This is a genomic window from Hymenobacter siberiensis, from assembly GCF_018967865.2.
Classification (GTDB): domain Bacteria; phylum Bacteroidota; class Bacteroidia; order Cytophagales; family Hymenobacteraceae; genus Hymenobacter; species Hymenobacter siberiensis.
Map to the genome: position 1 here is coordinate 2,346,130 of NZ_JAHLZY020000001.1, position 25,314 is coordinate 2,371,443.

Below are 25,314 nucleotides of genomic sequence, written 5' to 3' on the forward strand. Positions count from 1 at the left end.
GATGAAGCGTTTGACGATAAATAAAAGCCGTTCTACCAAATCCTCCGGCGGGCGGCTGGCCACCGGGTTGGCCCTGGCTGCCGTGCTGGCTGGCGGCGTAGTGCCCGCGGCCTCCGCGCAGGCCCAGCCCACTAAAGGCAAGTACAAGGGCAATATTGAGGAGGCCGAGATTGAGATTGTGAAAGAGCGGGTGAACCAGCTGCCCGAGGCCACCCGCAACTTCGATAAAATCAAGCTCCCGACGCCGCCCAAAGTGGAGCGCAAGGTGGTCTACACCTTCTCCGATTTCCGCCTGCCCGCCGACCGCCTCACGCCTTCGGTGAAGGTGCTCACCATTCGGGCCGAGGAGCCTACGCCCCTCACCGGCAATTTCGTAAAAGCCGCCATTGGCAACTACGGTACGTTCTACGGGCGCGGCTACTTCCACAGTACCCGCAATACCGACCATGCTTATGGGTTGGATATCAAACATGTAAGTTCCATTCAGGGGCCCGTGGATGGGAAGAACTCCCGGATGTCGGAAACCAGCGCCCACGCCATGGGCGAAATCTATCGGGGCACCGCCGCCATTGGCGCTACCTTGGACTTTGGCCGCGAGCGTTACAATTTTTACGGCTACGAGAAAGCGGCCAATGGCGGCCCGGTGGCAACGCCCGAATCCGGCGATATCAAGCAGACCTTCAACCGTTTTGCTGTAAAAGCCTACGCCCACAACCGCGACCCCGAGCAGCAGTTGACATACGATGCCGGCGTCGGCTACCGCTATTGGGCCGACAATTTTGCTGCCTCTGAAAGCGATGTGCGCCTGAATGCTAAAGTTGGCTATGCCCTGGGCGAATCCAGCCGCATCACCGTGGCCGCCGATGCGTCCTTCATCTCGGATAAGGACCAAGCGGCGACTTCCCTTAAAACGCCCAACCCACTGCAAACCAGCCGTACCCGCACCTTCGTGCAGGCCACACCGGCCTATGAGTTTCTGCGCAACAACATTGCCTTCTCGGTGGGAGCCACGCTGGGCTATTCCTCGGATACTACCACCAACGTAAGCAAGGGCGTGGTGTACCCGGCCGTGCGCCTCGGCTATACCATTGAGCCCGAAAAATTCATGGTGTACGCCGGCCTCGGCGGCGCTCTGCAACGCGTGACCCGCTACGACCTGAGTACCGAAAACCCCTGGCTGAACCGGGGCCTGAACGTGGCCGATACCCACCGTGGCCCCACTGTTTACGCCGGCTTCACGTCCACGCCTGCCCGGGGCCTGGAGTTCAATGTGAAAGCCACCTACGCCCGCGACCGCAACCTGTACTTCTATCTCAATAATCCTGTCGACCCTACTAAGTTCGACCTCGTGTACGACCAGAACGCCACCGGCGTGCTCAATATCCACGGCGAGCTGCTGTATAATGCGGCCGAAAAATTCCGCCTCGGCACCCGGGTTGACTATAATAAGTATGCGCTCAAAAACCTGCCCCAGCCGTTTCACCGCCCCGAATTCCAGGCCTTGGTGTTTGGAACCTACAATGTTTTCGACAAGCTGATGGTGGGGGTGGAAGGCTACTTCTTCGCGGCCAGCTACGGCATCAGCTACCGGCCGGCCGTTACCGCCGGGGCCGCGCGGGTAGCCGATTTCTACCGCGCCACCGACCCGATTATCGACCTGAATCTGCGCGCCGACTACCGCATTACGCCAAAAATATCCATCTTTGTAATGGGTAATAACCTTGTCAACCGGCAGTACCAGCGTTTCTACGGATATCCCGTGAAAGGTATTAACGTATTGGGGGGAGCTACCTACACGTTTTGATTGGGAACTTAGGGTCTTAGGGTCTTGGGAACTTGAATGTTAGGGATTGAAGCCGTCCGGTCCGGTGCTGCTGCTGCTCATTTCAGATATTCATTTTTCCGAATGCTACCAAGGCTGAGTTTCCATGTTTCAGAATTCCCAAGTCCCGCATATGCACCTCGCCGACCACATTCGCCCCCTTCTCCGTGACCACGATTGCGTGATTATTCCGGACTTCGGGGGGCTTGTGGCCGATGTGTCGCCGGCCCGGGCGCAGCCCGGCCGCCAGGCCCTGAGCCCACCCACCAAACTGGTCGCCTTCAACCAGGCCCTTACCCGTAACGACGGTCTGTTGGTTGATGCCCTGAGCCAGCACCTGGGCTTATCCATCGCGCAGGCCCGGGAGGCCGTGCGCGCCGCCGTAGCCGGCCTGCAGCAGGAGCTCGACGACACGAACCGGACCGAACTGCCGGGCATCGGCATTTTCCGCCGGGCGGCGGGTCGGGGCCTCGCTTTTGAATACACCGGAACCGATAATCTGCTGGCGGCCGCGTTTGGCCTACCGGAGCTGGCTGCCCGCCCCGTGCGCGCTGCCGATGCCCGCGTCAAAGGCCCGCAGCCTATTCTGCGCAGCGGGGGTGCCCGCCGCACCATGTTGGTGCGGCTGCTGCCGGCCAGCATCATCGCCATGGCCGCCGGCCTGCTGCTACTGGCCAACTACCAGGTAGCGATGAAAGCCGGCTACCTGCCCGTGAGCTGGCAGGGCACCATGCCCCGGTGGGAGTGGGCGCAGCGCCAGCCCGGCATTGCCACGCCAATCATCACCGAGCCCCAGCAGGCTACGCTCAGCCAGCAGGACTTTCGGATCCGTGCCACCGAAGGCATGACGCCGGTTGAAAGCACTCCTGCGCTGCCCGCGCCGGAAATGGCAGCGGAAAATAGCGCGCCCATCAGCCCGTCGCTCAAAGTGGAAACGCCGGAAGTAACCGTCAGCGCCGCAGCAACCCCGGTAGTTGAAGCAGCTCCGGTCGCTTCCAAAGTAGTTGCCAGCAGCGCCCCGGTGGTGGCCGCTGCCATACCGGTAGCCCCAGCCGCCGCCCCCGTGGTGGCAAAAGCCCCGGTCGCTATGGGCAGCACCATTACAATTAAAAGCCGCACTGGTCGTTGCTACGTCATTGCCGGGGCCTACCGCAGCCTGGCTGGTGCCGAGCAGGGCCGCAAGCTGCTGGCCAAAAGCGGCCACGCCTCGCACATCATTCTGCCCCCCTTCGGCAGCCGGTTGTTCCGCCTCACGGCCGCCGACTACTCCGACATGGCCTCGGCCCAGCGCGAAGCCCAGCGCCTACGCATGAGCACGCACTGTGACTATAATACCTTGAAATTTTAATCGTCCGCATGTCCGTATTCCTCCTGCAAGTGGTTCCCGCCGCTGCCGATACTATTAGTACTGCCGCCGTCGCTGCTGCCCCCCTTGCCGATACCAGTGTCCCAGTCATCGACCTGCTGCTGCGCGGCGGACTGATAATGATTCCGTTGGTAGCGCTTTCCATTCTCTCGGTTTACATCATCATCGAGCGCTACTTCACCATTCGCCGGGCCGCCGGCAATCCGGAGGCTTTCATGGCGGGAATCCGCTCGCTCATGGTGAAGGGCGATTTGGCCGGCGCCAAGCTCTACTGCGCCCAGAATGCCTCGCCACTAGCCCGCATGGTAGAAAAAGGCCTGCGCCGCATTGGCCTGCCGCTGAAGGAAATCGAAACCAGCGTGGAGAATGTGGGCAAGATTGAAATTGCGCGCCTCGAAAAAAACATCAGCATCCTGGGCATCATCGCCGGTATCGCGCCCATGATTGGCTTCGTGGGTACCATCATAGGCGTTATCAAGATTTTCTATTCCATCGCGGCCACCAAGGAGTTTGGTATTCCACAAGTAGCCGACGGTCTGTATGTCAAGCTGGTAACCTCGGCCACCGGCCTCATCGTCGGCATTATTGCCCACGTGGGCTACCACTGGCTGAGCATATTGGTTGAGCGCATGGTATTCCGCATGGAAAACTCGGCCATCGAGTTCATGGACATTCTGCAGGACAACTAATTGAGTTAAGAGTTCGGAGTTAAGAGTTGGCGTTGCCTGAATCTATAGATAGGTTATGCAGAACGAAAAACCCTTAACTCCGAACTCTTAACTCATAACTTAAAAGTTATGAACCTTTCCCGCCGTCACCGCCTCACTTCGCACGTCGAAACCGGGGCCATGAACGATATCATGTTCTTTCTGATGTTGTTCTTTTTGATTGCTTCAACGCTGGTTAACCCCAACGTAATTAAGCTCTTGCTGCCGAATGCTAAATCCAGCAAGCAAGTGATGAAGCAGCCCATTACCATTTCGGTGGATGCGGCCGGGCAGTACTTCGTAAACAAAAAGCCCGTTGCGCCCGCCAACGTCGAGCCCGAGCTTGTGGCGCTAATCGGCAATGCTCCAACTACTGAGCAGCCCACCGTGGTACTGCGCGTCGATGCCTCATTGAACGTTCAGAAGCTGGTTGATATTTTGGAGGTTGGCAACCGCCTCAAGCTGAAAATGGTGATGGCCACTCAGGCCCAGCAGGCTGCCGGTAAATAAGCCGATTTTAGCTGGTAAAGCGTACACTGCATCATGGCTATCGACTATCAAGAACCGCACCGCCGCGAGGGCCTGATTGGCACTCTGGTAGTGCACGGGGTGTTGTTGCTGTTCTTTATTTTCTCCGTATTTAAAGGTCCGAACCCGCCACTGGCCGCCCTGGGCGGTGGCGACGGTGTGGAGCTGAACTACGGCATCGACGAGGCCGGCTCGGGCAATGTGCAGAGCATGGCCACGGCCAACAAATCGCTTAACCGCGAAGACAGCCGTCCGCCCCAGGCCAGCCCCGACCCGCAGCCGCGCCCCGTGGCCGTGGCTACGCCAACTCCCACGCCGCCTTCGCAGGAGAAGATAATTACCAGCGAAGCCGAGGAAAGCCCCGTGTCGGCGGCGCCGGTTGAAACGCCCGCGCCGCCCAAGGAGGAAGTGAAAGCCGCGCCCAAGGCGCCCCGCAAAGTAGCCGTGACGTTTGCTCCCAAAGGCAGCGCCACCGGCGGCGGCAACGGCGTGAATGGCACCAGCAATACCCCCACGGGCAACAACAATGGCGACCGGCCCGGTACCGTGGGCGACCAAGGTGACCCGAATGGTACCCTCGATGCTACGGCGCTCTACGGGGCCCCCGGCCGGGGCGGAAGCGGCAGCAGCCCCGGAAGTGGTGGCTTGGAAATGAGCGGCTGGCGTTTTGAAAGCAAGCCGGTGGTAGAGTCAGTAGACGACAATTCGGGCGTGATTCGCTTCAAAATCAAGATTGCGGCCGACGGAGAGGTAGAATCGGTAACCAAGGTTTCGGGGAACGTGTCGCCATCGCAGGAAAAGCTGTGCCGCGACAAGCTGCTCGATACCAACTTTATCAAGACCAACTCTGCCCCCGGGGGCGCAACCGGTTTTTACACGTTCAAATTCTCGGTCAAGTAGCCTTCCGGCCAACTTATTCAAGTCCCGCCGCCTGTTAGCAGACGGCGGGGCTTTTGCGTTGGTATCAGCTCGAAATACTGTTAATTTGTGCTTTCTCCCCCATTTTCGCTATCCCGTGACTTATCAGGAAACCCTTACTTACCTCTACGAGCAGCTCCCTATGTTTCAGCGGGTGGGCGCGGCCGGCTACAAAAAAGGCCTTGGTAATACCTTAGCCCTGGCCGAGGCGCTGGGGCATCCGGAGCGTAAGTTTCGGAGCGTGCACGTGGCCGGCACCAATGGCAAAGGCAGTAGCTCGCACCTGCTGGCAGCAGTGCTCCAGGCGGCTGGTTATAAAGTAGGCCTGTACACTTCGCCGCACCTGCGCGAATTCACGGAGCGCATTAAGGTGAATGGGCAGGAGCTGGCTCCGGCGTATCTGGTGGAGTGGGTGGCGTGCTGGCAGCCGCTGTTTGCCGAAATCAAGCCGTCGTTTTTTGAGATGTGTGTGGCGCTGGCGTTCGACTACTTTGCTCAGCAGCGGGTTGATATTGCCATAGTTGAGGTTGGCCTCGGCGGCCGGTTCGATTCCACGAACATCATTACGCCGCTGGTGTCGCTCATCACCAACATCAGCTTCGACCATCAGGCCCTTTTAGGAAACACGCTGCCTGAAATTGCCGGCGAGAAAGCAGGCATTATCAAACCCGGCGTACCGGCCGTGGTAAGCCAGACCCAGCCCGAAGTAGCGGATGTGTTCCGGAGCGAAGCCGCCGCGAAGCTCGCGCACCTCGTTTTTGCGGACCAAATCTATCAGGCCACGTTTGCCGCCGAGCCCTCGCCCGAAACGGGCCTGCGTCCGATTGCCGTGAGCCAGCACGGCCGGCCCTACCTGCCCAATGCTGAGCTGGGCCTGCCCGGCGACTACCAGCAGCATAACCTGCCCGGCGTACTCGCTACCCTGGATGAGCTGCGGGCCCTGGGCTTCCGCATCACGGAGGCGGCCGTGCGGACCGGCCTGCGCCAGGTCACGACGCTTACCGGCCTGCGCGGGCGTTGGAGCATCATTGGCCGGCAGCCGTTGGTGGTGTGTGATACGGGGCATAACGCGGCCGGTTTGCAGGCTGTAATGGCTCAATTACAACGTGTTCCGCATGAGTGTTTACATTTGGTGATAGGTACCGTGAACGATAAGGACGTGGCTGCCATGCTGGCACTGCTGCCGAAAGAGGCCACTTACTACTTCTGCGCGGCTACCATCCCGCGGGCTTTGCCGGCTGCCGAGCTGGCGGAGCAGGGGGCCGGGCTGGGCTTGCACGGGCAAGCCTATGGTTCGGTGGCAGCGGCGGTAGCAGCGGCCCGCAACGCGGCTGGCCCCCGCGACGTGGTTTTTATTGGCGGCAGCACCTTTGTGGTGGCCGAGGTGGAGGAACTATACGCCCCGACCTGACCAACCCGCTTTACCTTTGTACATCAACAAAGACCTACTGATTTGCCCCGAGTTAAGCTTCAGCGTTTTACCGATAACGCCTCCCGTCCCGATATCATTGAGCCGGGCAAACCTGAATACGAACAGCTGGGTGGCCGCTGGCGTACCGATTTTTTTGCTGCGCCTCACCCGCTGACACTGGAAGTGGGCTGTGGCAAAGGCGAATACACCGTGGGCCTGGCCCAGCGCCATCCCGGCCGCAATTTCCTCGGGCTCGATATCAAAGGGGAGCGCATCTGGCGGGGCAGTACCCGCGCCGCCGAAATGGGGCTGACCAACGTCGGCTTCGTGCGGATGCGGGCTGAGGCGATGGCCGCTCAGTTTGGTCCCGGCGAGTTGGATGAAATCTGGATAACCTTTCCCGACCCCCGGCCCCGCGACCGCGACATCAAGCGCCGGCTGACTTCGCCACGCTTCCTGGGGCTGTATGAACAATTGTTAACTCCGGGTGGGCTGCTGCACTTGAAGACTGATAATGAGGGGCTTTTCGAATTCACCCTGGAAATGCTGTCGGCTCGTCCCGGCGCTACCGTGGAGCGTTTTACCCGGGATTTATATTCGGAAACCGACCCGGAGTTCTCCGAAGCCCAGGCCATTCAGACCAACTTTGAGGGGAAGTACCGCGCCATTGGCGTGCCCATCAAATACGTGCAGTTTCGGCTGACGTAAACCAATGCTGTCTGGCTTCGGGCCAAACGAAACGCCCACACAGGTGGCCATTATTACATGGTCCTGCGTGGGCGTCGCACTTATCAGGCAGGCCGATTTAGTCGATTTCCAGGGCCTCAAATACGGCTTCCAACTGGTCGAAATCGCGCAGGCCCGGCTTCACTTCATCGCCGGAGGGGAACACCAGACCTGCCAATGGGAGGGACGTGGCTAGCGTGCGGGCGCGGTCAGGATGCAGGCCGGGGCCGAGCCACAGGGGCTTTAGGGCGCTGATTTGTTGCAGGGCCACACGGGTTTCGGGCGTTTCGGACGTTGGCAATTCCAGCACGAAACCGATGGGCGAAGTGGGTAGCGACTGGCTCAGGGCGGCGAAATCCGCTGGTAGCTCCAGGTACACCGGCGGGGCTATTTCGGCTAGCTCCTCGCTGGTGCGGGGGGTGCGGAGCAGGATGGCATCCAGGCTGCATTCGGCGGATATAGCGTTAATTTTATGGGCACTAAGCTGGTCGAATTCACCTATTAGTTCAACCCCGGCAATCCAGCCGGCCAACTCTTTTACGGCCTTGGTATCGAGGTGCCCGGGCAGGCTGGGGTCGAGCACAAAGGTCAGTTTATCGGCACCCATGCCGGCACAGTAGCGGGCATCGGAAAGGTTATTGATGCCGCGAATAAGGATAGGAACGAGGTGGGGCACAGCGGAGGCGAGGAGATGAAAAGAAGCCGCCCGGCAAGTACGGTGCGGGCAACGGACGCAGGCCCGATGGGCCCGCCACAAAAGTAGCGCCGAAGCGGGAGCCCGGCCGTATTTGAGGAGTGCGCGGCCGCCGTATCTTCGCTGCCATGAATGGAACCCGCCGCACGCCCTTGCTAGCCCCCTCATTTCTGGCCGCCGACCTGGCCAATCTGCAGGCCGAAACCGAGCGCCTTGCCACCAGTGCCGCCGACTGGCTGCACTTTGATGTGATGGACGGCCGGTTTGTGCCCAATATTTCTTTCGGCCTGCCCGTGCTGCAAGCCGTGGCCCGCTACGCCAAACAGCCGATTGATGTGCACCTTATGATTGAGGAGCCGCAGCATTACCTGGCTGCTTTCCGCGACGCGGGGGCCAGCAGCATCACGGTGCATTACGAGGCCTGCCCGCACCTGCACCGCGTGGTGCAGCAAATCAAGCAGCTCGGTTGCCGGGTTGGGGTGGCATTGAACCCGGCCACGCCGGTGGCACTGCTCGAAGACATTGCCGCCGACCTCGACGTAGTGCTGGTGATGTCGGTGAACCCGGGCTTCGGCGGGCAGGCATTCATTCCGAATACGCTGAAAAAAGTGGCCATGCTAAAGGAGCTGCTGCTGAATACCGGTTCGGAGGCGCTGATTGAAGTGGATGGCGGGGTGAACATGGACAACGCCGGCTCGCTCGTGGAAGCCGGCGCCGACGTGCTGGTGGCGGGCAACTTCGTGTTCAGCGCGCCCGAGGGGCCGGTGGCCACGCTGGCCCGCCTGCGCGACCACCTGGCCGGCCTGGGGATGGATGCCACGGCCGCCGGCCGCCGGCAATAGTTGGGCCGTCTGCTCGTTCTCAGCCCCGTGAAACAACCCTCTACGCCGCCGTTGTCGTCAGTGCCAGTTATTAGGAATGTTGAGTGCCGCCTGGTATTGCTGGGCGTGCTGGCCCTGGGGCCGTTGCAAATAACCACGGTTTGGGCGCAGGCTATCAGCTCGGAACAAACCAAGTCCGGCACGGTCGTGACCCTCACCGGGACGCTCCGCGACGCCAGCGGGCAGCCACTGGAGCTGGCTGCGGTGGGAGTGGAGGGCCAGCCCGGCGGTACAAACACCAACGTCGATGGTGCGTTCGTGCTGCCTGTGCGTGTACCGGTCACGGACCAGAATGTAGTGCTGGTGGTGCGCCGCCTGGGCTTTATCACACTACGGCAGCCTTTGCGGCTGCCTGCTGAGGCCGGCAAACCCCTGCGATTAACCATGCGCCTCGATACCAAGGCGCTGAGCAATGTGCGCGTCACGGGCCGCTCCAACCAGGCTGATACCCGCGAGCAGGTCAGCGTTACGCGCATTGACCCGCGCTCGGCCAAGGAAATTCCCTCACCGTTTGGCGATTTCAACGCCATTCTCAAGACGCTGCCCGGCGTGGTGTCGAATAACGAGTTGAGCAGTACGTACAATGTGCGGGGCGGCAACTACGATGAGAACCTGGTGTACGTCAACGGCTTCGAGATTTATCGGCCGTTTCTCGTTACCTCGGCCCAGCAGGAGGGCCTGAGCTTCATCAACCCCGATTTGGTGAAGCAGGTGGAGTTCAGCAGCGGAGGCTGGCAGCCGAAGTACGGCGACAAGCTGGCATCGGTGCTGAGCGTGGATTACAAGACACCTGAGAAATTTGCCGCCTCGCTCACGGCCAGCTTGGTGGGGGGCGCGGCCCACGCCGAAGCCCGCTCGGCGAATGGCCGCGTGAGCTACCTGGCCGGCGTGCGCTACAAGAACGCGCAGTACGTGTTGAGCTCCCTGAAACAGGCGCAGGGCGGCTACAATCCCACTTTTTACGACGCGCAGGCGTTCGTGAACATCGGCCTGGGCAAGAAGGAGGACATGCAGCGCACCACGCTGGGCCTGCTGGGGGTGGTGGCGCACAACGACTACCGCTTCTCGCCCGAAACCGGCCAGGCCACGTTTTCGACCGGCACCAACCAGTTCACCCGCGTGTTCATCGCCTACGATGGGCGCGAGCGGATGCAGTTCGACACCTACCAAACGGGCCTGAACCTGAAGCATGACTTCTCCTCGAAGCTGCAGATGGAGCTGCTGGGCTCGGCCCTGATTTCGCGTGAGTTTGAGTACCGCGACGTGGAAGCGGCCTACACCTTCGCTGAAATCAACCGCGACCCGACCTCGCCCGATTTCAACCAGACCGTGCGCCAGCGCAACATCGGCTCGCAGTTCAAGCACTCGCGCAATAACCTCACGGCGCAGATTTTCACGGCCGAAACCCGGGGCCGCTGGGCTCCCGCCGCCAACCACACTGTGCGCTGGGGCGCTAAAATCGGCCGCGAAAAAATCACCGATAAGCTCGACGAGTACAGCTTTGCCGACTCGGCCGATTACGTGCCCGATGCCCGCCGTACCCGTCTGCTGTCGGACCTGAGCCTGCAAAGCACCCGCACCCAGGGTTTTGTGCAGGACACCTGGAACCTCGATTCGCTAACCGCCCTCACCTACGGGGCCCGGGCCCACTACTGGACCACCAACGGCCAGCTGGTTATCAGCCCCCGGGTGCAGTTCTCGCAAATCAGCCGCTCGCACCCCAACCGCTCGTTTAAGGCGGCCGTGGGCGTGTACTACCAGCCGCCGTTCTACCGCGAGCTGCGCAATCAGGCCGGCGACCGTACCGACCCCAGCCAGCCTCTGATTCAAACCGCCAACCTAAACGTGGAGCTGCGCGCCCAGAAATCCTACCACTTTATCGTGGGCAAGGAAATCAACTTCCGGCAGTATGGCCGGCCTTTCAAGTTTTCGGCCGAAGCCTACTACAAGTATCTCACCGACGTGGTGCCTTACGACGTGGATAACGTGCGCCTGCGCTACTTCGCCAAGAACAATGCCCGTGCCTACGCCGCTGGCTTCGATACCCGCATCAGCGGCGAGTTTGTGAAGGGGGCCGAATCTTGGTTCAGCCTCGGTGTGCTCACCACCCGCGAAAACGTGGATGGCGACTCGCTGAACGTGGTGGATGCCAGCGGCAAAGTGACTGGCCGCGAGCCCAAAGGCTATATTCGCCGCCCGCAGGACCAGCGTCTGAACGTGGGCATTTTCTTCCAGGACCACCTGCCGGATAACCCTTCGGTGCGTGGCTACGTCAACTTCGTGTTCGGCACGGGCCTGCCATTCAGCCCGCCCAACCTGCCCGACCTGCGCGGCACCGCTGACCTCACCCGCAGCTACAACCGTGTCGATTTGGGTTTTTCTAAAGTGGTGGGCCTGAAAAACAACAACGCCCCCAAAGACCATTTCTACAGCTTCGAGAGCCTCTGGTTGGGCCTGGAAATCCTCAACGTGTTTGCCGCCAATAACGTAGCCGGCTACAGCTATCTGCAGGATGTGAACGGCGTGACGTATTCGGTGCCCAGCTACCTTTCGCAGCGCATCGTGAACCTGCGGCTGATTGCGCGGTTTTAGCGCATTATTCCCCTACTTATGCACGTCCTTAAAACGTAGCATATCAAGTAGACGCTCCTCCTTTGGTGGGTCGAAGCCGCAGGAAGTGGTGAACTTTTCGGGGTTATGGTAGGTGCCGAACAGCATGTCCCACCATACGATGTCGCCGTAATTATTGGTGTGCTTTTCGTACTCGTGGTGAATGCGGTGCATCTCGGGCCGCTGAAAAATGTAGCCTATCCAGCGCGGCGTACGCACGTTGGTATGGTAGAAAAATTCGCCCAGCGCCGTACAAAGCGTATAAATCGCGCCTGCTTCGGCATTCAGCCCTAACAGGGTATAAATGAGCAACCCGCCGATGATGGAGTTGACCGTCATCTCCACTGGGTGCTTGTAGAAGGATGTGATAACTTCAATGCGCTGGGGGCTGTGGTGTATCTGGTGGAAGTGCAGCCATAGGAAGTCGACGGTGTGGCGCAAGCGGTGCCACCAGTAAAACACGAACGTAGCCACGAAGTAGGCCAGCAGTCCGCCCGCCCAGGACGGTACGTGCCGCGACAGATGAAAGAGCGAATACGCCGAAAGCCATTTTTCCCAGCTCAGGCCCGCCAGAATAACCACGAGTAGTTGCACGAAATTGACGGCCAGCACCCGGATGGTCCAGGTGGGCACGGCAGGCAGCTTCCAACCCGGAATGAGGCGTTCGAGTAGAAAGCAGCCGGCGAACACGGCAAAAATGATGACGAGCATGACGAGGATTTTTGAGGTGAATGAATACCTCAAAAGTCCCGGCCAGGACCGGCTGCTTTCATGACAATTGTCATTTTCGCCCTGCGGTGCGCATCAGGTGGCTTTGTTGCGCAGGCGGCTCAGTGTTTCCGGGGCCATGCCCAGGTGCGAGGCGATGTGCTGCAGTGCCACCCGTTGAAATACCGTGGGGAAGTCGCGCAGCAGTAGTTCGTAGCGTTCGGCCGCCGTGTGCGAGCGCAGGTTCTGGGCCCGTTGCTCGCTGAGCACGTAATACTTTTCCAGCAGCCGTCGTCCCACGTAGTTAAACTCGGGGAAATCGTGGTACAGCTGCTGCAGCTCGTTGTAGCTAACGGAGTGCACCACGGCGGGCTCCAGCAGTTCAAGGTATTCGGCTGAAGGCTGCTGCGCGAAGAAGCTCAGGATTGAAATCACGAAGTCGCCGGCCTGCATAAACCACGACGAAACCTCTCGGCCGTGCAGCAGCGTGTAGCCCCGCACCAGTCCGGTTTCTAAAAAGTACACGCGCCGGGCCACATCGCCGGGCCGCAGCAACAGGTGACGGGCCGGCAGTATTTCCCGCCTTACTACAGCCGTCAGGGCCTGCGCCAATGCAGGACTAACCGGCTGAATAGCATCAATAAAAGCAAGGAATGGGACCATTTGCTGCGGATTTTGCGGTAAGTGCGCTGGTAGGCTGAAAAATATCTTTTGACCCGTACCAAACCTTTCGCCTCGCTTCGGGGTAGTGGCAGCAGAAACAAAATAAGGCCGGTTTGTGCCAACCGATACTATTTCCGTTTTACCTTTGTGCCCGATGACCATCTTCACCGCCCTTCTTTGCGCTGTTGCCGCTGCCCCGCTCACGGGCCGTCGGGCAGTTGCGGGCGTGCATCATCATCACCATCTGTGGGAGGCCGGGCTGTGTGCCGGTTGCTAGCTTAGCACCGGTTGCCCGAGTCTCCACCGCCGCGTTCGGGGTGTGTACCCCGGGCTTCACTGTTTCATTTTGCGGGAAGTTCAGCCTTGCGCCACCTTGGTTGCGTTGGGGCGATATCCAACGTCTGTGCCCTAGTTGGGCAGCGCCCGCCAGTTACCCCATTTCATGCTCCGTTTAGCTATTCAAAAGTCCGGCCGTCTGAGCGAGGACTCCCTTGCCCTCATCCGCGAGTGCGGCATCAATTTCCTGAGCACCTCCTACAAGCTCAAGACCGAAGCCACCAATTTTCCGCTCGAAATCCTGTTTCTTCGCGATGATGACATTCCCGGCTACGTAAAAGATGGCGTGGCCGACCTCGGCATCGTAGGCCAGAACGTGCTGGTGGAAGCCGGCTACCCCAATCTGGAAGTCGAAACCCTTGGTTTCAGCAAGTGCCGCCTGAGCTTGGCCGTGCCCCGCGCCGATGCTTACCCGTCCATTGAGGTGCTGCAGGGCAAGAACATCGCCACCTCATACCCCAATATCCTTGGCCGCTACCTGGCCGAGCATGGCGTGCAGGCCAACCTGCACACCATCAGCGGCTCGGTCGAAATTGCGCCCAGTATCGGGCTGGCCGAGGCTATTTGTGATATCGTGAGCAGCGGCTCAACCTTGCTCGGCAACGGTCTGCGCGAAGTCGAAACCGTTTTCCGCTCTGAGGCCGTGCTCATCGCCCAGCCCAATCTCACGGCCGAGCAGCAGGACCTGCTGGAGCAGCTCCTGTTCCGGATGCAGGCCGTGCGCCGCGCCAAGCGCAGCAAATACATTGTGCTGAACGCCCCCGTGTCGGCCCTGGAGGAAGTGCGCCGGTTGCTGCCGGGCATCAAGTCGCCCACCATCACGCCGCTGGCCGAGGCCGGCTGGGTGTCGGTGCAGTCGGTGGTGCAGGAGGATGAGTTCTGGCACATCACCAGCCAACTCAAAGCCGTGGGTGCCGAGGGCATCCTCGTGTTACCCATTGAGAAGATGATTGCCTAACCCGGTTCGCCATGCAGCTATATTCCTATCCCGACCCCAGCCTGTGGGCCACGCTCCAGCAGCGCCCCGCCGCCGCCGAAGCCCCCCAGGTTGCCGCCCGCGTCCGGGCCATTTTTGAGCAGGTACGCGCTGGCGGCGATGCCGCGCTGCTGACCTTAGCCGCTGAGCTCGACAAAGCCACGCTGACCAGCCTGCTGGTTTCCGAAGCTGAATTCGCTGCCGCCGCCGCGCAGGTTCCGGCCGAATTACAAGCCGCCATCCGCCAGGCCAAAACCAATATTGAAGCATTCCACACGGCCCAGCGCGAACCCGAATTGCGGGTTGAAACCATGCCGGGCGTGATGTGCTCGCGCCGGGCCGTGCCGGTGCAGCGCGTGGGTCTGTACGTTCCCGGCGGTTCGGCTCCGCTCTTCAGTACGCTGCTGATGCTGGGCGTGCCGGCCCGCCTGGTTGGTTGCCCCGAGGTAGTGGTGTGCACTCCGCCGCAGGCCGATGGCTCGGTGAGCCCGGTTATTCTATTCGTGGCGCAGCTGCTGGGCATCGATAAAGTGGTGAAAGCCGGTGGGGCGCAAGCCGTAGCGGCTCTGGCGCTGGGTACGGCCAGCGTGCCGGCTGTCGATAAGATTTTTGGTCCCGGCAACCGCTACGTGACCGCCGCCAAGCAGCTGGCCGCTGCCGAGTTCGGCGTAGCCATCGACATGCCCGCCGGCCCCTCGGAGGTGTTGGTTATCGCTGATGCCAGCGCTAACCCAGCCTTCGTGGCCGCCGACTTGCTGTCGCAGGCCGAGCACGGTCCCGATTCGCAGGTGGTGGTGCTGAGTGATTCCAGCGCGGTATTGGAGCAGGTGCAGGCCGAAGTGGCCCGCCAGCTGGTCCTGCTGCCCCGGCGCGACGTAGCCGCCCAGGCTTTGGAAAGTAGCCGTGCCATTTTGCTGGCCGATGCCAACCGCATGCTGGAGTTTTCCAACCAGTACGCCCCCGAGCACCTTATTCTGGCCACCGACAACGCCGACGCGCTGGCCGCCCAGGTCACCAACGCGGGCTCCGTTTTCCTGGGGCACCTTACGCCCGAAGCCGTGGGCGACTACGCCTCCGGCACCAATCACACGCTGCCCACCAGCGGCTACGCCCGCCAGTACAGCGGCGTGTCGCTCGATTCATTCGTAAAGAAAATTACCTTCCAGCGCCTCTCCGCCGAAGGCCTGCAAGCCATCGGCCCGGTAGTGGAGACCATGGCCGAAGCCGAAGGCTTGGCCGCGCACGCCCGCGCCGTAACCCTGCGACTGGCATCGCTGGATGCCAACAATCCAACCACTGCTCCCGCCAATCCCTACGCCGGCCTCATTCGCCCCAGCGTAGTGCGGATGCAGCCGTATTCCTCGGCCCGCGATGAGTTTGAGGGCATGGCCCCGGTCATGCTCGATGCTAATGAGAACAGCCTGGGCTCCGTGGGTCCCGACGATTTCAGCCGCTACCCCGACCCGCACCAGCGCGCCATCAAGGCCGATTTGGCTCGGCTGAAAGGGGTGATGCCGAACCAGATTTTCCTCGGCAACGGCTCCGACGAAGCCATCGACCTGCTCGTGCGCCTCACCTGTATGCCGGGCCAGGATGCCATCGTCATCTGCCCGCCCACCTACGGCATGTACGAGGTGGCTGCCAACCTCAACGACGTGCGCGTGGAGCGCCTGCCGCTGACCGTCGATTTTCAGCTGCCCGCCGATGCCGCCGAAAAACTCGCGGCTTCCAATGCCAAGCTGGTTTTCCTGTGCTCGCCGAATAACCCCACCGGCAATTTGCTCGCGCAGGAAGCCGTTGAAACCATTCTGCGCAGCTTCCGGGGTCTGGTGATTGTTGATGAAGCCTACGCCGACTTTGCCGATGCGCCCAGCTGGATTACCCGCCTGGCCGAGTTTCCGCGCCTGGTCGTGATGCAGACCTTCTCCAAAGCCTGGGGCCTGGCCGGTTTGCGGCTGGGTGTGGCGTACGCCTCGGCCGAGCTCATTGCCTATCTTGATAAAATCAAGCCGCCCTATAACATCTCGGCCGCTACCCAGCAGCACGCGCTGGCGGCCCTGGCCGCCGCGCCGCGCCTGCCCGAAATGCGGACGGAGCTACTGGAAGGCCGGCGCTGGCTGTTTGCGCAGTTGGCCGAAGTAGCCATCGTGGAGCATATTTTTTCTTCCGATGCCAACTTCCTGCTGGTGCGCTTCACGGTCGATGCCACTGCCGTGTACGACCAGCTCCGCAGCCGCGGCATCGTGGTGCGCAACCGTACCACGCAGCCCGGCTGTGCCGGCTGCCTCCGCCTCACGGTGGGCACCACGGCCGAAAATAGCCAGCTCGTACAGGCGCTCGCAGAAATCGGGGCCGAAACCCAGGTTTCGATTGCCGCGTCCAATATCCAATAAGTACCGGGCTGACCCCCGTTTTTCTTGTACCTCGTTAATCCCATTGAGTTGAAAAAGGCGCTTTTTATCGACCGCGACGGCACTATCCTCGTCGAGCCCCAGCCCAGTCAGCAAATCGACGGCCTCACGCCCGATAAGTTTCAGTTCCTGCCCGGGGCTATCAGTGCGCTGGCGCGCATTGCCCGCGATTTACCCGAGTACGAGTTGGTGCTGGTAACCAACCAGGATGGGCTGGGCACCGCCAGCTTCCCGGAAGACACCTTCTGGCCGGCCCATCAGCTCATGCGCGATATTCTGGCCACCGAAGGCGTTCATTTCGCCGCCGAGCACGTCGACCGCAGCTTTCCGCACGAAGGCCTGCCCACCCGCAAGCCCGGCACGGGCCTGCTCGGTGAGTACCTCGACCCCGCCAACGGCTACGACCTGCCCAATTCCTATGTTATCGGCGACCGGCTGACCGATGTCCAGCTTGCCGAGAACCTCGGCAGCCAGGCCATTCTGATAGGAGAGGAGCCCGACCCCCGCGCCGCCCTCACCACCACCAGCTGGGATGCCATTTACCATTTCCTGCGCTACCCGGCCCGCATCGCCGTTATCGAGCGCAACACCAACGAAACCCAGATTGCCATCCGCCTAAACCTGGACGGTACCGGCCAGACGGATATCCACACCGGCCTCGGTTTCTTCGACCACATGCTGGAGCAGCTAGGCCGGCACAGCGGAGTCGACTTACACATAAGTGTAAAAGGCGATTTACACATTGATGAACATCACACCGTTGAGGATACGGCTCTGGCTCTTGGCACCGCCTTCTCTCAGGCCCTGGGCGACAAGCGCGGTCTGGCCCGCTATGGTTTCCTGCTGCCCATGGACGAAGCCCTGGCCCAGGCGGCCATCGACTTTGCCGGACGGCCCTGGCTGGTGTGGGACGCTGAATTTAAGCGCGAGCGGGTAGGGGACTTGCCTACCGAGCTGTTCTTCCACTTTTTCAAGTCCTTTACCGACAACTCCCGGGCTACACTCAACATTTCCTGCCAGGGCGATAATGAGCATCATAAGATTGAAGCTATTTTCAAAGCTGTAGCCAAGGCCATTAAAATGGCGTTGGTGCGTGATGCCTCTACGGCTATTCCCAGCACTAAGGGAATATTGTAGCAGCGCATAGCTAGGCAATTTATTGTATATCCAAATGAGTAAAAAAAATTATTATTCATTTGGGTTAATCAGGAATCGATTATGGAAATCGCAGTAGTAGATTACAAAGGGGGCAACGTGCAATCAGTACTCTTTGCTTTGGAGCGGTTGGGTGCGCAATCTATTCTTACCGCCGACCCCGAAGTATTGCGGCGCGCCGATAAGGTGCTTTTTCCGGGCGAAGGGGAAGCCTCATCGGCTATGCAGGCCTTGCAGGAGTCGGGCCTCGACTTGGTGCTGCCCACCCTCACCCAGCCGTTCCTGGGCATCTGTCTGGGTATGCAGCTGCTGGGCACGCACAGCGATGAGAACGATACGCCCATGCTCGGGCTGCTGCCTTTTCAGGTGCAGCGGTTCGTCGCCGACGCGGACCACAAAGTCCCCCATATGGGTTGGAACAACCTGCAGGATTTACGCGGGCCATTGCTGGCTGGGCTTACCGAGGCCGACCACGTGTACTTTGTGCACAGCTATTATGCCCCCGTGGGGCCATATACCATTGCGCAGGCCGAGCATCCCGCCCCATTTAGCGCGGCGGTACAACACCGCAACTTCTACGGCGTGCAGTTTCACACCGAGAAAAGCGGGGGCGTGGGCACGCGCATTCTGGCCAATTTTCTGGCGCTGTAGCATTCGTTCATCCTCAAACAAGAACCTACCCAGTGGAGATTATCCCTGCTATCGACCTCATCAACGGCCAGTGCGTCCGGCTGAGTGCCGGTGATTTTGCCCGGCAAACCACCTATGATGCCGACCCCGTAGCCGTTGCCCGGCGTTTTGCCGATGCGGGGCTGCGCCGCCTGCACTTAGTCGACCTCGACGGTGCCCGCGCCGGCCAGCCGGTCAACCTGGCCGTACTGGAAGCCATTGCCAGTCAAACCAGTCTCGATATTGACGCCGGCGGGGGAATTCAAACGGCGGCGGCTTTGGTGCAGGTGCTGGGTGCCGGGGCTGCCCACGCTACCGCTGGCAGCCTGGCCGTTCGCGAGCCTGCCACCGTGCAGGCCTGGCTGGCGCAGTACGGGTCCGATACTATTTTTCTCGGAGCCGACTACAAAGGTGCCCACATCGTTATCAATGCCTGGGTTGACCAGAGCGACCTGACACTGACCGGCTTCGTGGCCGATTACCTGGCGGCCGGCGGCACCACCTTTATCTGCACCGACGTGAGCAAAGACGGCCTGCTGCAAGGCCCATCGCTGCCCACCTACCGTTTGCTGGTGGAGCAGTTTCCTACGGCGCGCTTTATTGCCAGCGGCGGCGTGACCACCATTGGCGACCTGGAACTCCTTGTGGAGGCCGGTATGCACGGAGCCATCATCGGCAAGGCGCTCTACGAGGGCACCATTGCGTTGGCCGATTTGCAGCGGTTCCTGTAGTAGATTTTGATGCCTAGCATTTAGTAAATATCCCTCTCTGTGGTTAAGAAAAGACTTATTCCCTGCCTTGATGTCCGCGACGGTCGTACCGTAAAGGGCATTCAATTTGAAGGCCTGCGTGATGCCGGAGACCCTGTGGCGCTGGCGGCCCGCTACGCTCTCGAAGGAGCCGATGAGCTGGTATTTCTCGACATCACGGCCACCAATCAGCGTCGGCAGCCGCTGACGGAGCTGGTGCGTGACATCGCCCGCGTGCTGGATATTCCTTTCACCGTGGGCGGCGGCATCAGTACCGTGGCCGACGTGGAAGCCCTGCTGCTGAGCGGTGCCGATAAGGTTTCCATCAACTCCGCCGCCTTGGCTCGTCCCGCTTTCATATCGGATTTAGCCCGGCGTTTCGGTTCCCAGTGCGTAGTAGTGGCAGTCGATGCCCGGTTGGTGGACCAAGAGTGGCAGGTAATGACCCGCGCCGGAACTACGCCCACAGGCCGCCAGGCCGTAGACTGGTGCCGCATGGCCGCCGATTTGGGGGCCGGTGAGCTGCTGCTCACGTCAATGAGCCACGACGGCACCAAGGCCGGTTTCGCGCTGGAACTGACCCGGGCGGTCAGCGACGCCGTATCCGTTCCTGTCATTGCCTCCGGTGGTGCTGGCCAGCCTTCTGATTTTACCGCTGTTTTCGAAGCTGGCGGGGCGGATGCGGCATTGGCGGCCAGCATTTTCCACTTTAACGAAACCGCTTTGCCGGCGCTGAAGCAATATCTGCACACGGCAGGAATTGCCGTGCGCCTGTAACATTTGTGTATATAATATTTTCTAACTTCTTGTTTATGTCTGCTGCTTCCACCTCGCCCACTAGTCTTCAGTTTGATGCATCTACCGGTTTGGCCCCGGCCATTATTCAGGATGCTGATACCGGGCAGGTGCTGATGCTTGGGTACTTCAACGCCGAAGCCTGGGCCAAAACGCAGCAGGAGGGACGTGTCACGTTCTTTTCAAGGTCGAAAAACCGCCTTTGGACCAAAGGCGAATCCAGCGGTAATTATCTCACGGTAGTTAGCACGCATATCGACTGCGATGCGGATACTGTGCTGGTTCGGGCCCTGCCGGCTGGTCCGACGTGCCATCGTGGTACGGTGAGTTGCTTTGTGCAGCCGGAACAACTGCAGGCACCAGCCGCGCCAATCGGCTTTCTGGGCGCGTTGGAACGGTTGATTGTGGAGCGGCAGCAGTTTCCGGAGCGTGCCCCCACGTCCTATACTGTTTCACTCTTCAACAAAGGCCTGCCCAAAATTGCCCAAAAAGTAGGAGAGGAGGCCGTTGAAACGGTTATTGATGCCGTAGCCGGCCATCGCGAAACCCTGCCGGGCGAAGTAGCTGATTTGCTTTACCATCTGCTCGTGCTGCTCGTGGCCTCGGGCGTTTCCATGGCTGAAGTTATCGAGGTGCTGCAGGAGCGCCACCGCCTGCCCAACACCCGGCATTTGACGGAAGGATAAACGCAGAAGGTTTATAAAACGGCTACCCGTGTTACCTGTCGCTTGCCGGTTCCCAACAGTTGCAGGTAATAGGCCCCTGGTGCCAAGGCATTGCGCGACCACGTGAGCCGATGCTACCTGGCGGGGGCGGGACCATCATAGTTGAGGTAAACAGGCGGGTTACTTTTTGGCCCATGGCGTTAAGCATCTGCAATTGAACGGTGGCCGCGCTGGGTAGCGAGAACAATACTTTCGTGCTTTCCTCGAAGGGATTGGGATTCACGGGAAACAGGGTGGTCACAGTGCTCAGGGTTGGGTACAGCACTTAGGTGCCCACCAGCACCTGGTGGCGGGTATAGAACTGCAGGGAGAGGCTGTCGGCTTGGCATTGATGAGCATGGCCCCCCAAAGTCCGCGTTGAACGTGGTTTTGCTCTGGGGTAGGCGCTGCATGGTTACGCGGTAAATGTTGCGGGCACCCAGGCCATTCACTACGTAGGGCGTTTTGTCCACCAAAATCTGTTCGTAGTGATGGTCGTGTCCTGCCAGCATCACGGAGCCTCCCCATTGGCTTAAGGGCCATTTTAGACCAAACCTTTGCGCAATCCTGGTCACAGCTGTAACCACTGCAGCGAATGGAACTCGTTTCTATCTAAATTCCGCCAGTGACTATCTGATAATTGATTCAGCAGGAGCGGGATGCACCGTTAGCATCAGAAACTCACAAGGCAAGGATGTGCTGATTACCGTGTCAATAACGAGCCAGAATAAGGTAGCTATTTGCCAATTGAGTAAAGGACTTTACATAGAAGCCGTCTAGAAAGTCACAAAAGGTACTCAACCGGTTATGCAGCGCGCAGCGCAGCATCTTGCTCGCATCCTCACGTTCAACGATGCGAGCAAGATGCTGCGCTGCGCGCTGCATGACTGTTCGGGGACTTTCTAAATAGCTTTATTATAGCGATTGAAACAATTAATTCTAGTAGTACATCCAATACTGCTGATTAATTAATCTGCTTTCTTCACAATTTCTTAAGCTGGGATGGATCGAATTGCATCTTCTGCGATTCGGACCATCCCAGCTTCTGGTTTTTTAGCTGTCGTCTTATTTTCTCCAGCAGCGCCATGGCTATGGCGACGTCTTCTTCCTCTGTAATTGAGAGTATTGTGTTTATCCCAGGGCCGCTAACTTGTAATTGGTATTCTTTATGGTCGGTAATCGGCAAAGCGGCTATTGGAGGTGTTACGTGGACTTCTGGTGATTGGTGCCGCACATTTTTGCGCATATCATCAGGTTCTTCCAGCTTTTTTATTTTGAGGGTCGTCTCCTGTTTTGGCGTTGGCTCAAAGAATCCAAATAGGCTAGCAACTGCATCTGCGCCTTCATGGTTGTTTGTTTTATTATTGGTGCTTTCGTTTGGTATGATGTCGGATTTTCTAACGTTCTGCAATGCGTCTGTATCAATCGTTGTTGCAGCGTTCAAATCTGAGTCTCCGTTAGTTTGTTCTTGGAGCATTAGGTTGTCGATTCCCGATAACCCTTGGAATACGTTGGTTTGGGGTTGCGGGCTAGCTAACTCACGTCTGGAATTCTGTGCTGCTTTAAAAGCATCTATATCGGCGATGATGTTTTGTTCATCGAGAATACCTACCATGTGGCAGCCGTCCACAAATGCTTTGGCTACTCCTGGTGCATTTATTTCTTCCACACCAAATTCCCGGATTAGCATCACATCCAACATTTGTACCGGCAGCTCTCTTGAGCGGAATTTGCGGCAGATTTGCGTGAATAGGGGCGGGGTAAGAAATGCTTCGCGGTGGAAGGTTAATTCCTCCTCTTTGTCATAGGCATGCTTGATTCTCTTGAACAGTGTGGTTGTGGTTAGTAGTTCGCGTTTGCTAGTTATTAGTCCAAACTTTACTGCGGAGCCTATTATGGCTTTGAATGACCCACTGACCTTCCTGTTCAGTTTTCTCGCCGCGTTTTCTATTGTGCACTTTCCGCCCGTGTCATCGGTAATCTCTGCTAGTTCCCACGCACCGGTGTAGTTAGTCCTTGGGTAGTCTATTAGTTTTGGCATATTGGGGCGAAGAGGGTTTGTTATATGATCTACAAAACTAGTCAAAAAAAGTATATAAAATCCCTTATTTTATATACTTTTATAAGCTTTTGATGGTGATTTTTTATTTTTGAACTTTTATCCAATGCGTATGGTACATGGGTTTAATTACCATATTCTAGCACATACGTAGTGTAGAACTCTCTGTTTCATTAGTTTCTTTAGGAGCTCAGATTCTTTAGAAACTTTCTTGAGTATAATGTTCTGTGTATCTATAGAAGTTGTTTAGAAAGTTCCCGAACGGTCATGCAGCGCGCAGCGCAGCATCTTGCTCGCATCGTTGAACGGGCCTGACGATGCGAGCAAGATGCTGCGCTGCGCGCTGCATGACCGTTTGAGTACCTTTTGTGACTTTCTAAACAACTCCATAATATATTAGATGAATCTGTTGTATAATAAAGTTTGCACAGTTTAAATAATAATAGGAGAGGGAGATAATATTATTAGTAATTATAAGTATATAAAATACAGTATTTTCTACTTTTTTATACTTTATATTATCAATTATTTATCAAGCATGTTCACATTGGAGAGGTTCCAACTCAGCACATAACGCGAATCCCAGTCCAAAATCGAGACCAAATAGATGACCACGTGGGTGATGTCCGTGCTACCAGAACTCATTCGGAGCGGTGACCGAGCCGTCTCGCAACAGATAGGAACCGGTGCACGCACTTGGCATTGACAGCGTACCCGTCAGGCGCAGGTGGTCACGCAGGCCCAGCACGCCCTTGAAGTTATGGGCGGTGAACTCCTCTTCGAGCAAACGCATGAGATGGAGCTTCCCCCACAGGAATGGTAATAGAAGCTACTACGCGGAAGGCCCAGAACCTAACAGCAGGCCTGTACCAAATGCCACCCGTCGCCCTGCACGGCCAGAACGCGTTGCTGGAATACTGACATGACCCCAGCGTTTTTTTAACAGCGCGTTCTCCATCTGCAGCCGGCCGATAGCGGCGTAAAGGGACTCCACATCCGGCACCGCTGCAACGGAAACGGGCGCTTCGGCAAAGACCTAAGCGGCTTGATGGCGCAGTTGCAGCTTCCAGCGTGTGATTTGGGTAGTAGCCAGTTTGGTAATGGGCGGCCAGCTCGGCCAGCGGCCAACGCTCGATGAGGGCGGCAAGTGCCACCTCGGCTTTGAACTCAGCCGTGTAGCGACGGGTGCGTGTTGGGGTCATAATCGAGCAAAGCAAACCCGCTTAACCTATCCAGCTTTTGGGGAGTACTACAAGCTAACTGTGCATTTGGTGCAATGACCCTAAATCTGCTGTACAATTAAAAGTAGAATATGCTCAGGGTGCACTCTATTAATGAAGCTGTTTAGAAAGTCAAAGGACTCCCAAAAAAGCGCGAAATTTGAGGTGTAACACTCCTTTTTTCGCATTTTAATGGAAGTCCTGTCCAAAGATATGATTCGCCAATGGATTCTGCCCGCGCTCACCTTCTCCGCCCATGGCCGCCCCTCGGTCGTGGAGCCGGCCGAGTTGGTGGAAGCCATTCTCTACAAACTCAAAAGCGGCTGTCAATGGCGATTATTGCCTGTTAAACAGTTTTTTACGGGCGCATCGCTGACCTGGCAGGGCGTGTACGCCCGCTTTAATGCGTGGCGCAAGGACGGGTCCTGGCAAGGGGTATGGCTCCGCTTGTTGCGCGAAAACGGGGCCCATCTGGACTGTTCCAGCGTCCAACTCGACGGCAGCCACACGCCCGCCAAGAACGGCGGGGAGGCCGTCGGCTATCAGGGCCGCAAGAAAGCCCGTACCACCACAGCCCTCTTCTTGGCCGATAACCGGGGACAACCGCTGGCCTGCGCCAGCCCGCAGGCGGGCAACCACCACGACACCCACCAGCTCAACGCCTTGTTCGGGGAAATCTGCGCCTCGCTCGAAGCGGCCAATATTCCCGTCGCCGGGCTGTTTCTGAACGCCGACAAAGCCTTTGACACCCAAGGCTTTCGTCAGGAATGCGCCCGGCGCGACATCGAGGCCAACATTCCCCGCAACCGCCGCGCCGCCGACTGGCAGACCGACGACGACACCTTTTTCGACCCCGAACTCTACCGCCGCCGCGTCGTGGTCGAACACGCCAACGCCTGGCTCGACGGCTTTAAAACCTTGCTCGTGCGCTACGAAACCAGCGTCGGCAATTGGCTGGCCTGGCACTGGCTCGCCTTCGTCGTCATCTTTTTGCGAAAAATTAATCAAAAGCCGACTTTCTAAACAGCTTCAATAGCACCAACGCAAGGCGTACTTCATAAAAGCCAGTCAACACAAAACAAAAATCACTTAAGCCAAAAGAGTATTAGATAACCTTCCAGAGCGAACCTAACTACACAATACAATTTGTCTTATAATTTATATTATGTTAAGTAGAGGATCGGAAACGAAAAGGCCCACTTTCAA

Annotated in this window: 22 protein-coding genes; 17 read left to right on the plus strand and 5 right to left on the minus strand. The window is 58.5% G+C overall.

The annotated features are described in order from the left end of the window. Nucleotide 1: 1 nt before the first annotated feature. The 7 genes from KQ659_RS10390 to trmB all read left to right on the plus strand — a co-directional run bounded on the left by KQ659_RS10390 (nt 2) and on the right by trmB (nt 7,460). Nucleotides 2-1,804: a TonB-dependent receptor gene (locus KQ659_RS10390; protein WP_216688854.1), complete on the plus strand. Its 1,803-nt coding sequence runs from the start codon at nt 2-4 to the stop codon at nt 1,802-1,804. Nucleotides 1,805-1,955: 151 nt separating this feature from the next. Beyond that, nucleotides 1,956-3,170: an HU domain-containing protein gene (locus tag KQ659_RS10395; RefSeq protein ID WP_216688853.1), complete on the plus strand. Its 1,215-nt coding sequence runs from the start codon at nt 1,956-1,958 to the stop codon at nt 3,168-3,170. Between the two features lie 8 nt (nt 3,171-3,178). Beyond that, nucleotides 3,179-3,877: a MotA/TolQ/ExbB proton channel family protein gene (locus tag KQ659_RS10400; RefSeq protein WP_168672923.1), complete on the plus strand. Its 699-nt coding sequence runs from the start codon at nt 3,179-3,181 to the stop codon at nt 3,875-3,877. A 108-nt stretch (nt 3,878-3,985) separates the two neighbouring features. Next, complete coding sequence (locus KQ659_RS10405; RefSeq protein ID WP_216688852.1) at nt 3,986-4,405, plus strand: ExbD/TolR family protein; 420 nt, start codon at nt 3,986-3,988, stop codon at nt 4,403-4,405. Nucleotides 4,406-4,438: 33 nt separating this feature from the next. Then, nucleotides 4,439-5,323, plus strand: a complete 885-nt coding sequence (locus KQ659_RS10410) for a hypothetical protein (protein ID WP_216688851.1) — start codon at nt 4,439-4,441, stop codon at nt 5,321-5,323. 115 nt (nt 5,324-5,438) lie between these two features. Continuing rightward, nucleotides 5,439-6,752 carry a bifunctional folylpolyglutamate synthase/dihydrofolate synthase gene (locus tag KQ659_RS10415; protein ID WP_226915568.1) on the plus strand — a complete coding sequence of 438 codons (1,314 nt, stop codon included), beginning with the start codon at nt 5,439-5,441 and terminating at the stop codon, nt 6,750-6,752. Between the two features lie 42 nt (nt 6,753-6,794). Continuing rightward, nucleotides 6,795-7,460: a tRNA (guanosine(46)-N7)-methyltransferase TrmB gene (trmB, locus tag KQ659_RS10420; protein ID WP_216688850.1), complete on the plus strand. Its 666-nt coding sequence runs from the start codon at nt 6,795-6,797 to the stop codon at nt 7,458-7,460. 97 nt (nt 7,461-7,557) lie between these two features. Here trmB and KQ659_RS10425 read toward each other — a convergent pair whose 3' ends face one another. Then, nucleotides 7,558-8,154 (minus strand): beta/alpha barrel domain-containing protein, encoded by a 597-nt coding sequence (locus KQ659_RS10425; protein WP_216688849.1) that lies wholly within the window; start codon nt 8,152-8,154, stop codon nt 7,558-7,560. 146 nt (nt 8,155-8,300) lie between these two features. On the opposite strand from KQ659_RS10425, the gene rpe reads away from it, so the two are divergent. Together rpe and KQ659_RS10435 are read left to right on the plus strand one after the other, a co-directional pair. After that, nucleotides 8,301-9,014: a ribulose-phosphate 3-epimerase gene (rpe, locus tag KQ659_RS10430; RefSeq protein ID WP_216688848.1), complete on the plus strand. Its 714-nt coding sequence runs from the start codon at nt 8,301-8,303 to the stop codon at nt 9,012-9,014. Nucleotides 9,015-9,041: 27 nt separating this feature from the next. Further along, nucleotides 9,042-11,645: a TonB-dependent receptor gene (locus KQ659_RS10435; protein WP_216688847.1), complete on the plus strand. Its 2,604-nt coding sequence runs from the start codon at nt 9,042-9,044 to the stop codon at nt 11,643-11,645. A 12-nt stretch (nt 11,646-11,657) separates the two neighbouring features. Here the strand turns inward: KQ659_RS10435 and KQ659_RS10440 are convergent, their stop codons facing one another. Further along, a complete protein-coding gene (locus KQ659_RS10440; protein ID WP_216688846.1) occupies nt 11,658-12,374 on the minus strand; it encodes a sterol desaturase family protein in 717 nt (238 codons plus the stop codon). Between the two features lie 93 nt (nt 12,375-12,467). Continuing rightward, the gene (locus KQ659_RS10445) at nt 12,468-13,034 is read right to left on the minus strand and encodes a Crp/Fnr family transcriptional regulator (RefSeq protein WP_216688845.1); all 567 of its coding nucleotides are present in this window, start codon (nt 13,032-13,034) and stop codon (nt 12,468-12,470) included. A 442-nt stretch (nt 13,035-13,476) separates the two neighbouring features. On the opposite strand from KQ659_RS10445, the gene hisG reads away from it, so the two are divergent. The 7 genes from hisG to hisIE all read left to right on the plus strand — a co-directional run bounded on the left by hisG (nt 13,477) and on the right by hisIE (nt 20,811). Further along, nucleotides 13,477-14,328, plus strand: a complete 852-nt coding sequence (gene hisG / locus KQ659_RS10450; RefSeq protein ID WP_216688844.1) for an ATP phosphoribosyltransferase — start codon at nt 13,477-13,479, stop codon at nt 14,326-14,328. A gap of 11 nt (nt 14,329-14,339) precedes the next feature. Continuing rightward, entirely contained in the window at nt 14,340-16,739 is a 2,400-nt protein-coding gene (hisD, locus tag KQ659_RS21810; protein ID WP_332875064.1) for a histidinol dehydrogenase, read from the plus strand. Between the two features lie 48 nt (nt 16,740-16,787). Next, a complete protein-coding gene (hisB, locus tag KQ659_RS10465) occupies nt 16,788-17,894 on the plus strand; it encodes a bifunctional histidinol-phosphatase/imidazoleglycerol-phosphate dehydratase HisB (RefSeq protein ID WP_216688843.1) in 1,107 nt (368 codons plus the stop codon). Nucleotides 17,895-17,975: 81 nt separating this feature from the next. After that, nucleotides 17,976-18,563: an imidazole glycerol phosphate synthase subunit HisH gene (gene hisH, locus KQ659_RS10470; RefSeq protein WP_216688842.1), complete on the plus strand. Its 588-nt coding sequence runs from the start codon at nt 17,976-17,978 to the stop codon at nt 18,561-18,563. 32 nt (nt 18,564-18,595) lie between these two features. Further along, nucleotides 18,596-19,312 (plus strand): 1-(5-phosphoribosyl)-5-[(5-phosphoribosylamino)methylideneamino]imidazole-4-carboxamide isomerase, encoded by a 717-nt coding sequence (locus KQ659_RS10475; RefSeq protein ID WP_216688841.1) that lies wholly within the window; start codon nt 18,596-18,598, stop codon nt 19,310-19,312. A gap of 39 nt (nt 19,313-19,351) precedes the next feature. Beyond that, entirely contained in the window at nt 19,352-20,107 is a 756-nt protein-coding gene (gene hisF / locus KQ659_RS10480) for an imidazole glycerol phosphate synthase subunit HisF (protein ID WP_216688840.1), read from the plus strand. Between the two features lie 35 nt (nt 20,108-20,142). Then, nucleotides 20,143-20,811 (plus strand): bifunctional phosphoribosyl-AMP cyclohydrolase/phosphoribosyl-ATP diphosphatase HisIE, encoded by a 669-nt coding sequence (hisIE, locus tag KQ659_RS10485; protein ID WP_216688839.1) that lies wholly within the window; start codon nt 20,143-20,145, stop codon nt 20,809-20,811. A gap of 1,000 nt (nt 20,812-21,811) precedes the next feature. Here the strand turns inward: hisIE and KQ659_RS10490 are convergent. Together KQ659_RS10490 and KQ659_RS22110 are read right to left on the minus strand one after the other, a co-directional pair. Next, nucleotides 21,812-22,870 carry a hypothetical protein gene (locus KQ659_RS10490; RefSeq protein WP_226929930.1) on the minus strand — a complete coding sequence of 353 codons (1,059 nt, stop codon included), beginning with the start codon at nt 22,868-22,870 and terminating at the stop codon, nt 21,812-21,814. A gap of 649 nt (nt 22,871-23,519) precedes the next feature. Beyond that, nucleotides 23,520-23,681, minus strand: coding sequence for a hypothetical protein (locus tag KQ659_RS22110; protein WP_216688837.1), 162 nt, complete (start codon nt 23,679-23,681; stop codon nt 23,520-23,522). Between the two features lie 619 nt (nt 23,682-24,300). On the opposite strand from KQ659_RS22110, the gene KQ659_RS10500 reads away from it, so the two are divergent. Next, entirely contained in the window at nt 24,301-25,131 is an 831-nt protein-coding gene (locus tag KQ659_RS10500; protein ID WP_216678791.1) for an IS5 family transposase, read from the plus strand. Nucleotides 25,132-25,314 lie beyond the last annotated feature (183 nt).

Bases quoted from the DNA above. Each gene is read 5' to 3' on its own strand.
- hisIE (WP_216688839.1), top strand. From the start codon at position 20,143: ATGTCTGCTGCTTCCACCTCGCCCACTAGTCTTCAGTTTGATGCATCT.
- KQ659_RS10405 (WP_216688852.1), top strand. From the start codon at position 3,986: ATGAACCTTTCCCGCCGTCACCGCCTCACTTCGCACGTCGAAACCGGG.
- KQ659_RS10500 (WP_216678791.1), top strand. From the start codon at position 24,301: ATGGAAGTCCTGTCCAAAGATATGATTCGCCAATGGATTCTGCCCGCG.
- KQ659_RS10445 (WP_216688845.1), bottom strand. From the start codon at position 13,034: ATGGTCCCATTCCTTGCTTTTATTGATGCTATTCAGCCGGTTAGTCCT.
- rpe (WP_216688848.1), top strand. From the start codon at position 8,301: ATGAATGGAACCCGCCGCACGCCCTTGCTAGCCCCCTCATTTCTGGCC.
- KQ659_RS10490 (WP_226929930.1), bottom strand. From the start codon at position 22,870: ATGCCAAAACTAATAGACTACCCAAGGACTAACTACACCGGTGCGTGG.
- KQ659_RS22110 (WP_216688837.1), bottom strand. From the start codon at position 23,681: ATGCGTTTGCTCGAAGAGGAGTTCACCGCCCATAACTTCAAGGGCGTG.
- hisD (WP_332875064.1), top strand. From the start codon at position 14,340: ATGCAGCTATATTCCTATCCCGACCCCAGCCTGTGGGCCACGCTCCAG.
- hisG (WP_216688844.1), top strand. From the start codon at position 13,477: ATGCTCCGTTTAGCTATTCAAAAGTCCGGCCGTCTGAGCGAGGACTCC.
- KQ659_RS10410 (WP_216688851.1), top strand. From the start codon at position 4,439: ATGGCTATCGACTATCAAGAACCGCACCGCCGCGAGGGCCTGATTGGC.
- KQ659_RS10390 (WP_216688854.1), top strand. From the start codon at position 2: ATGAAGCGTTTGACGATAAATAAAAGCCGTTCTACCAAATCCTCCGGC.
- KQ659_RS10440 (WP_216688846.1), bottom strand. From the start codon at position 12,374: ATGCTCGTCATCATTTTTGCCGTGTTCGCCGGCTGCTTTCTACTCGAA.
- KQ659_RS10395 (WP_216688853.1), top strand. From the start codon at position 1,956: ATGCACCTCGCCGACCACATTCGCCCCCTTCTCCGTGACCACGATTGC.
- hisH (WP_216688842.1), top strand. From the start codon at position 17,976: ATGGAAATCGCAGTAGTAGATTACAAAGGGGGCAACGTGCAATCAGTA.
- KQ659_RS10400 (WP_168672923.1), top strand. From the start codon at position 3,179: ATGTCCGTATTCCTCCTGCAAGTGGTTCCCGCCGCTGCCGATACTATT.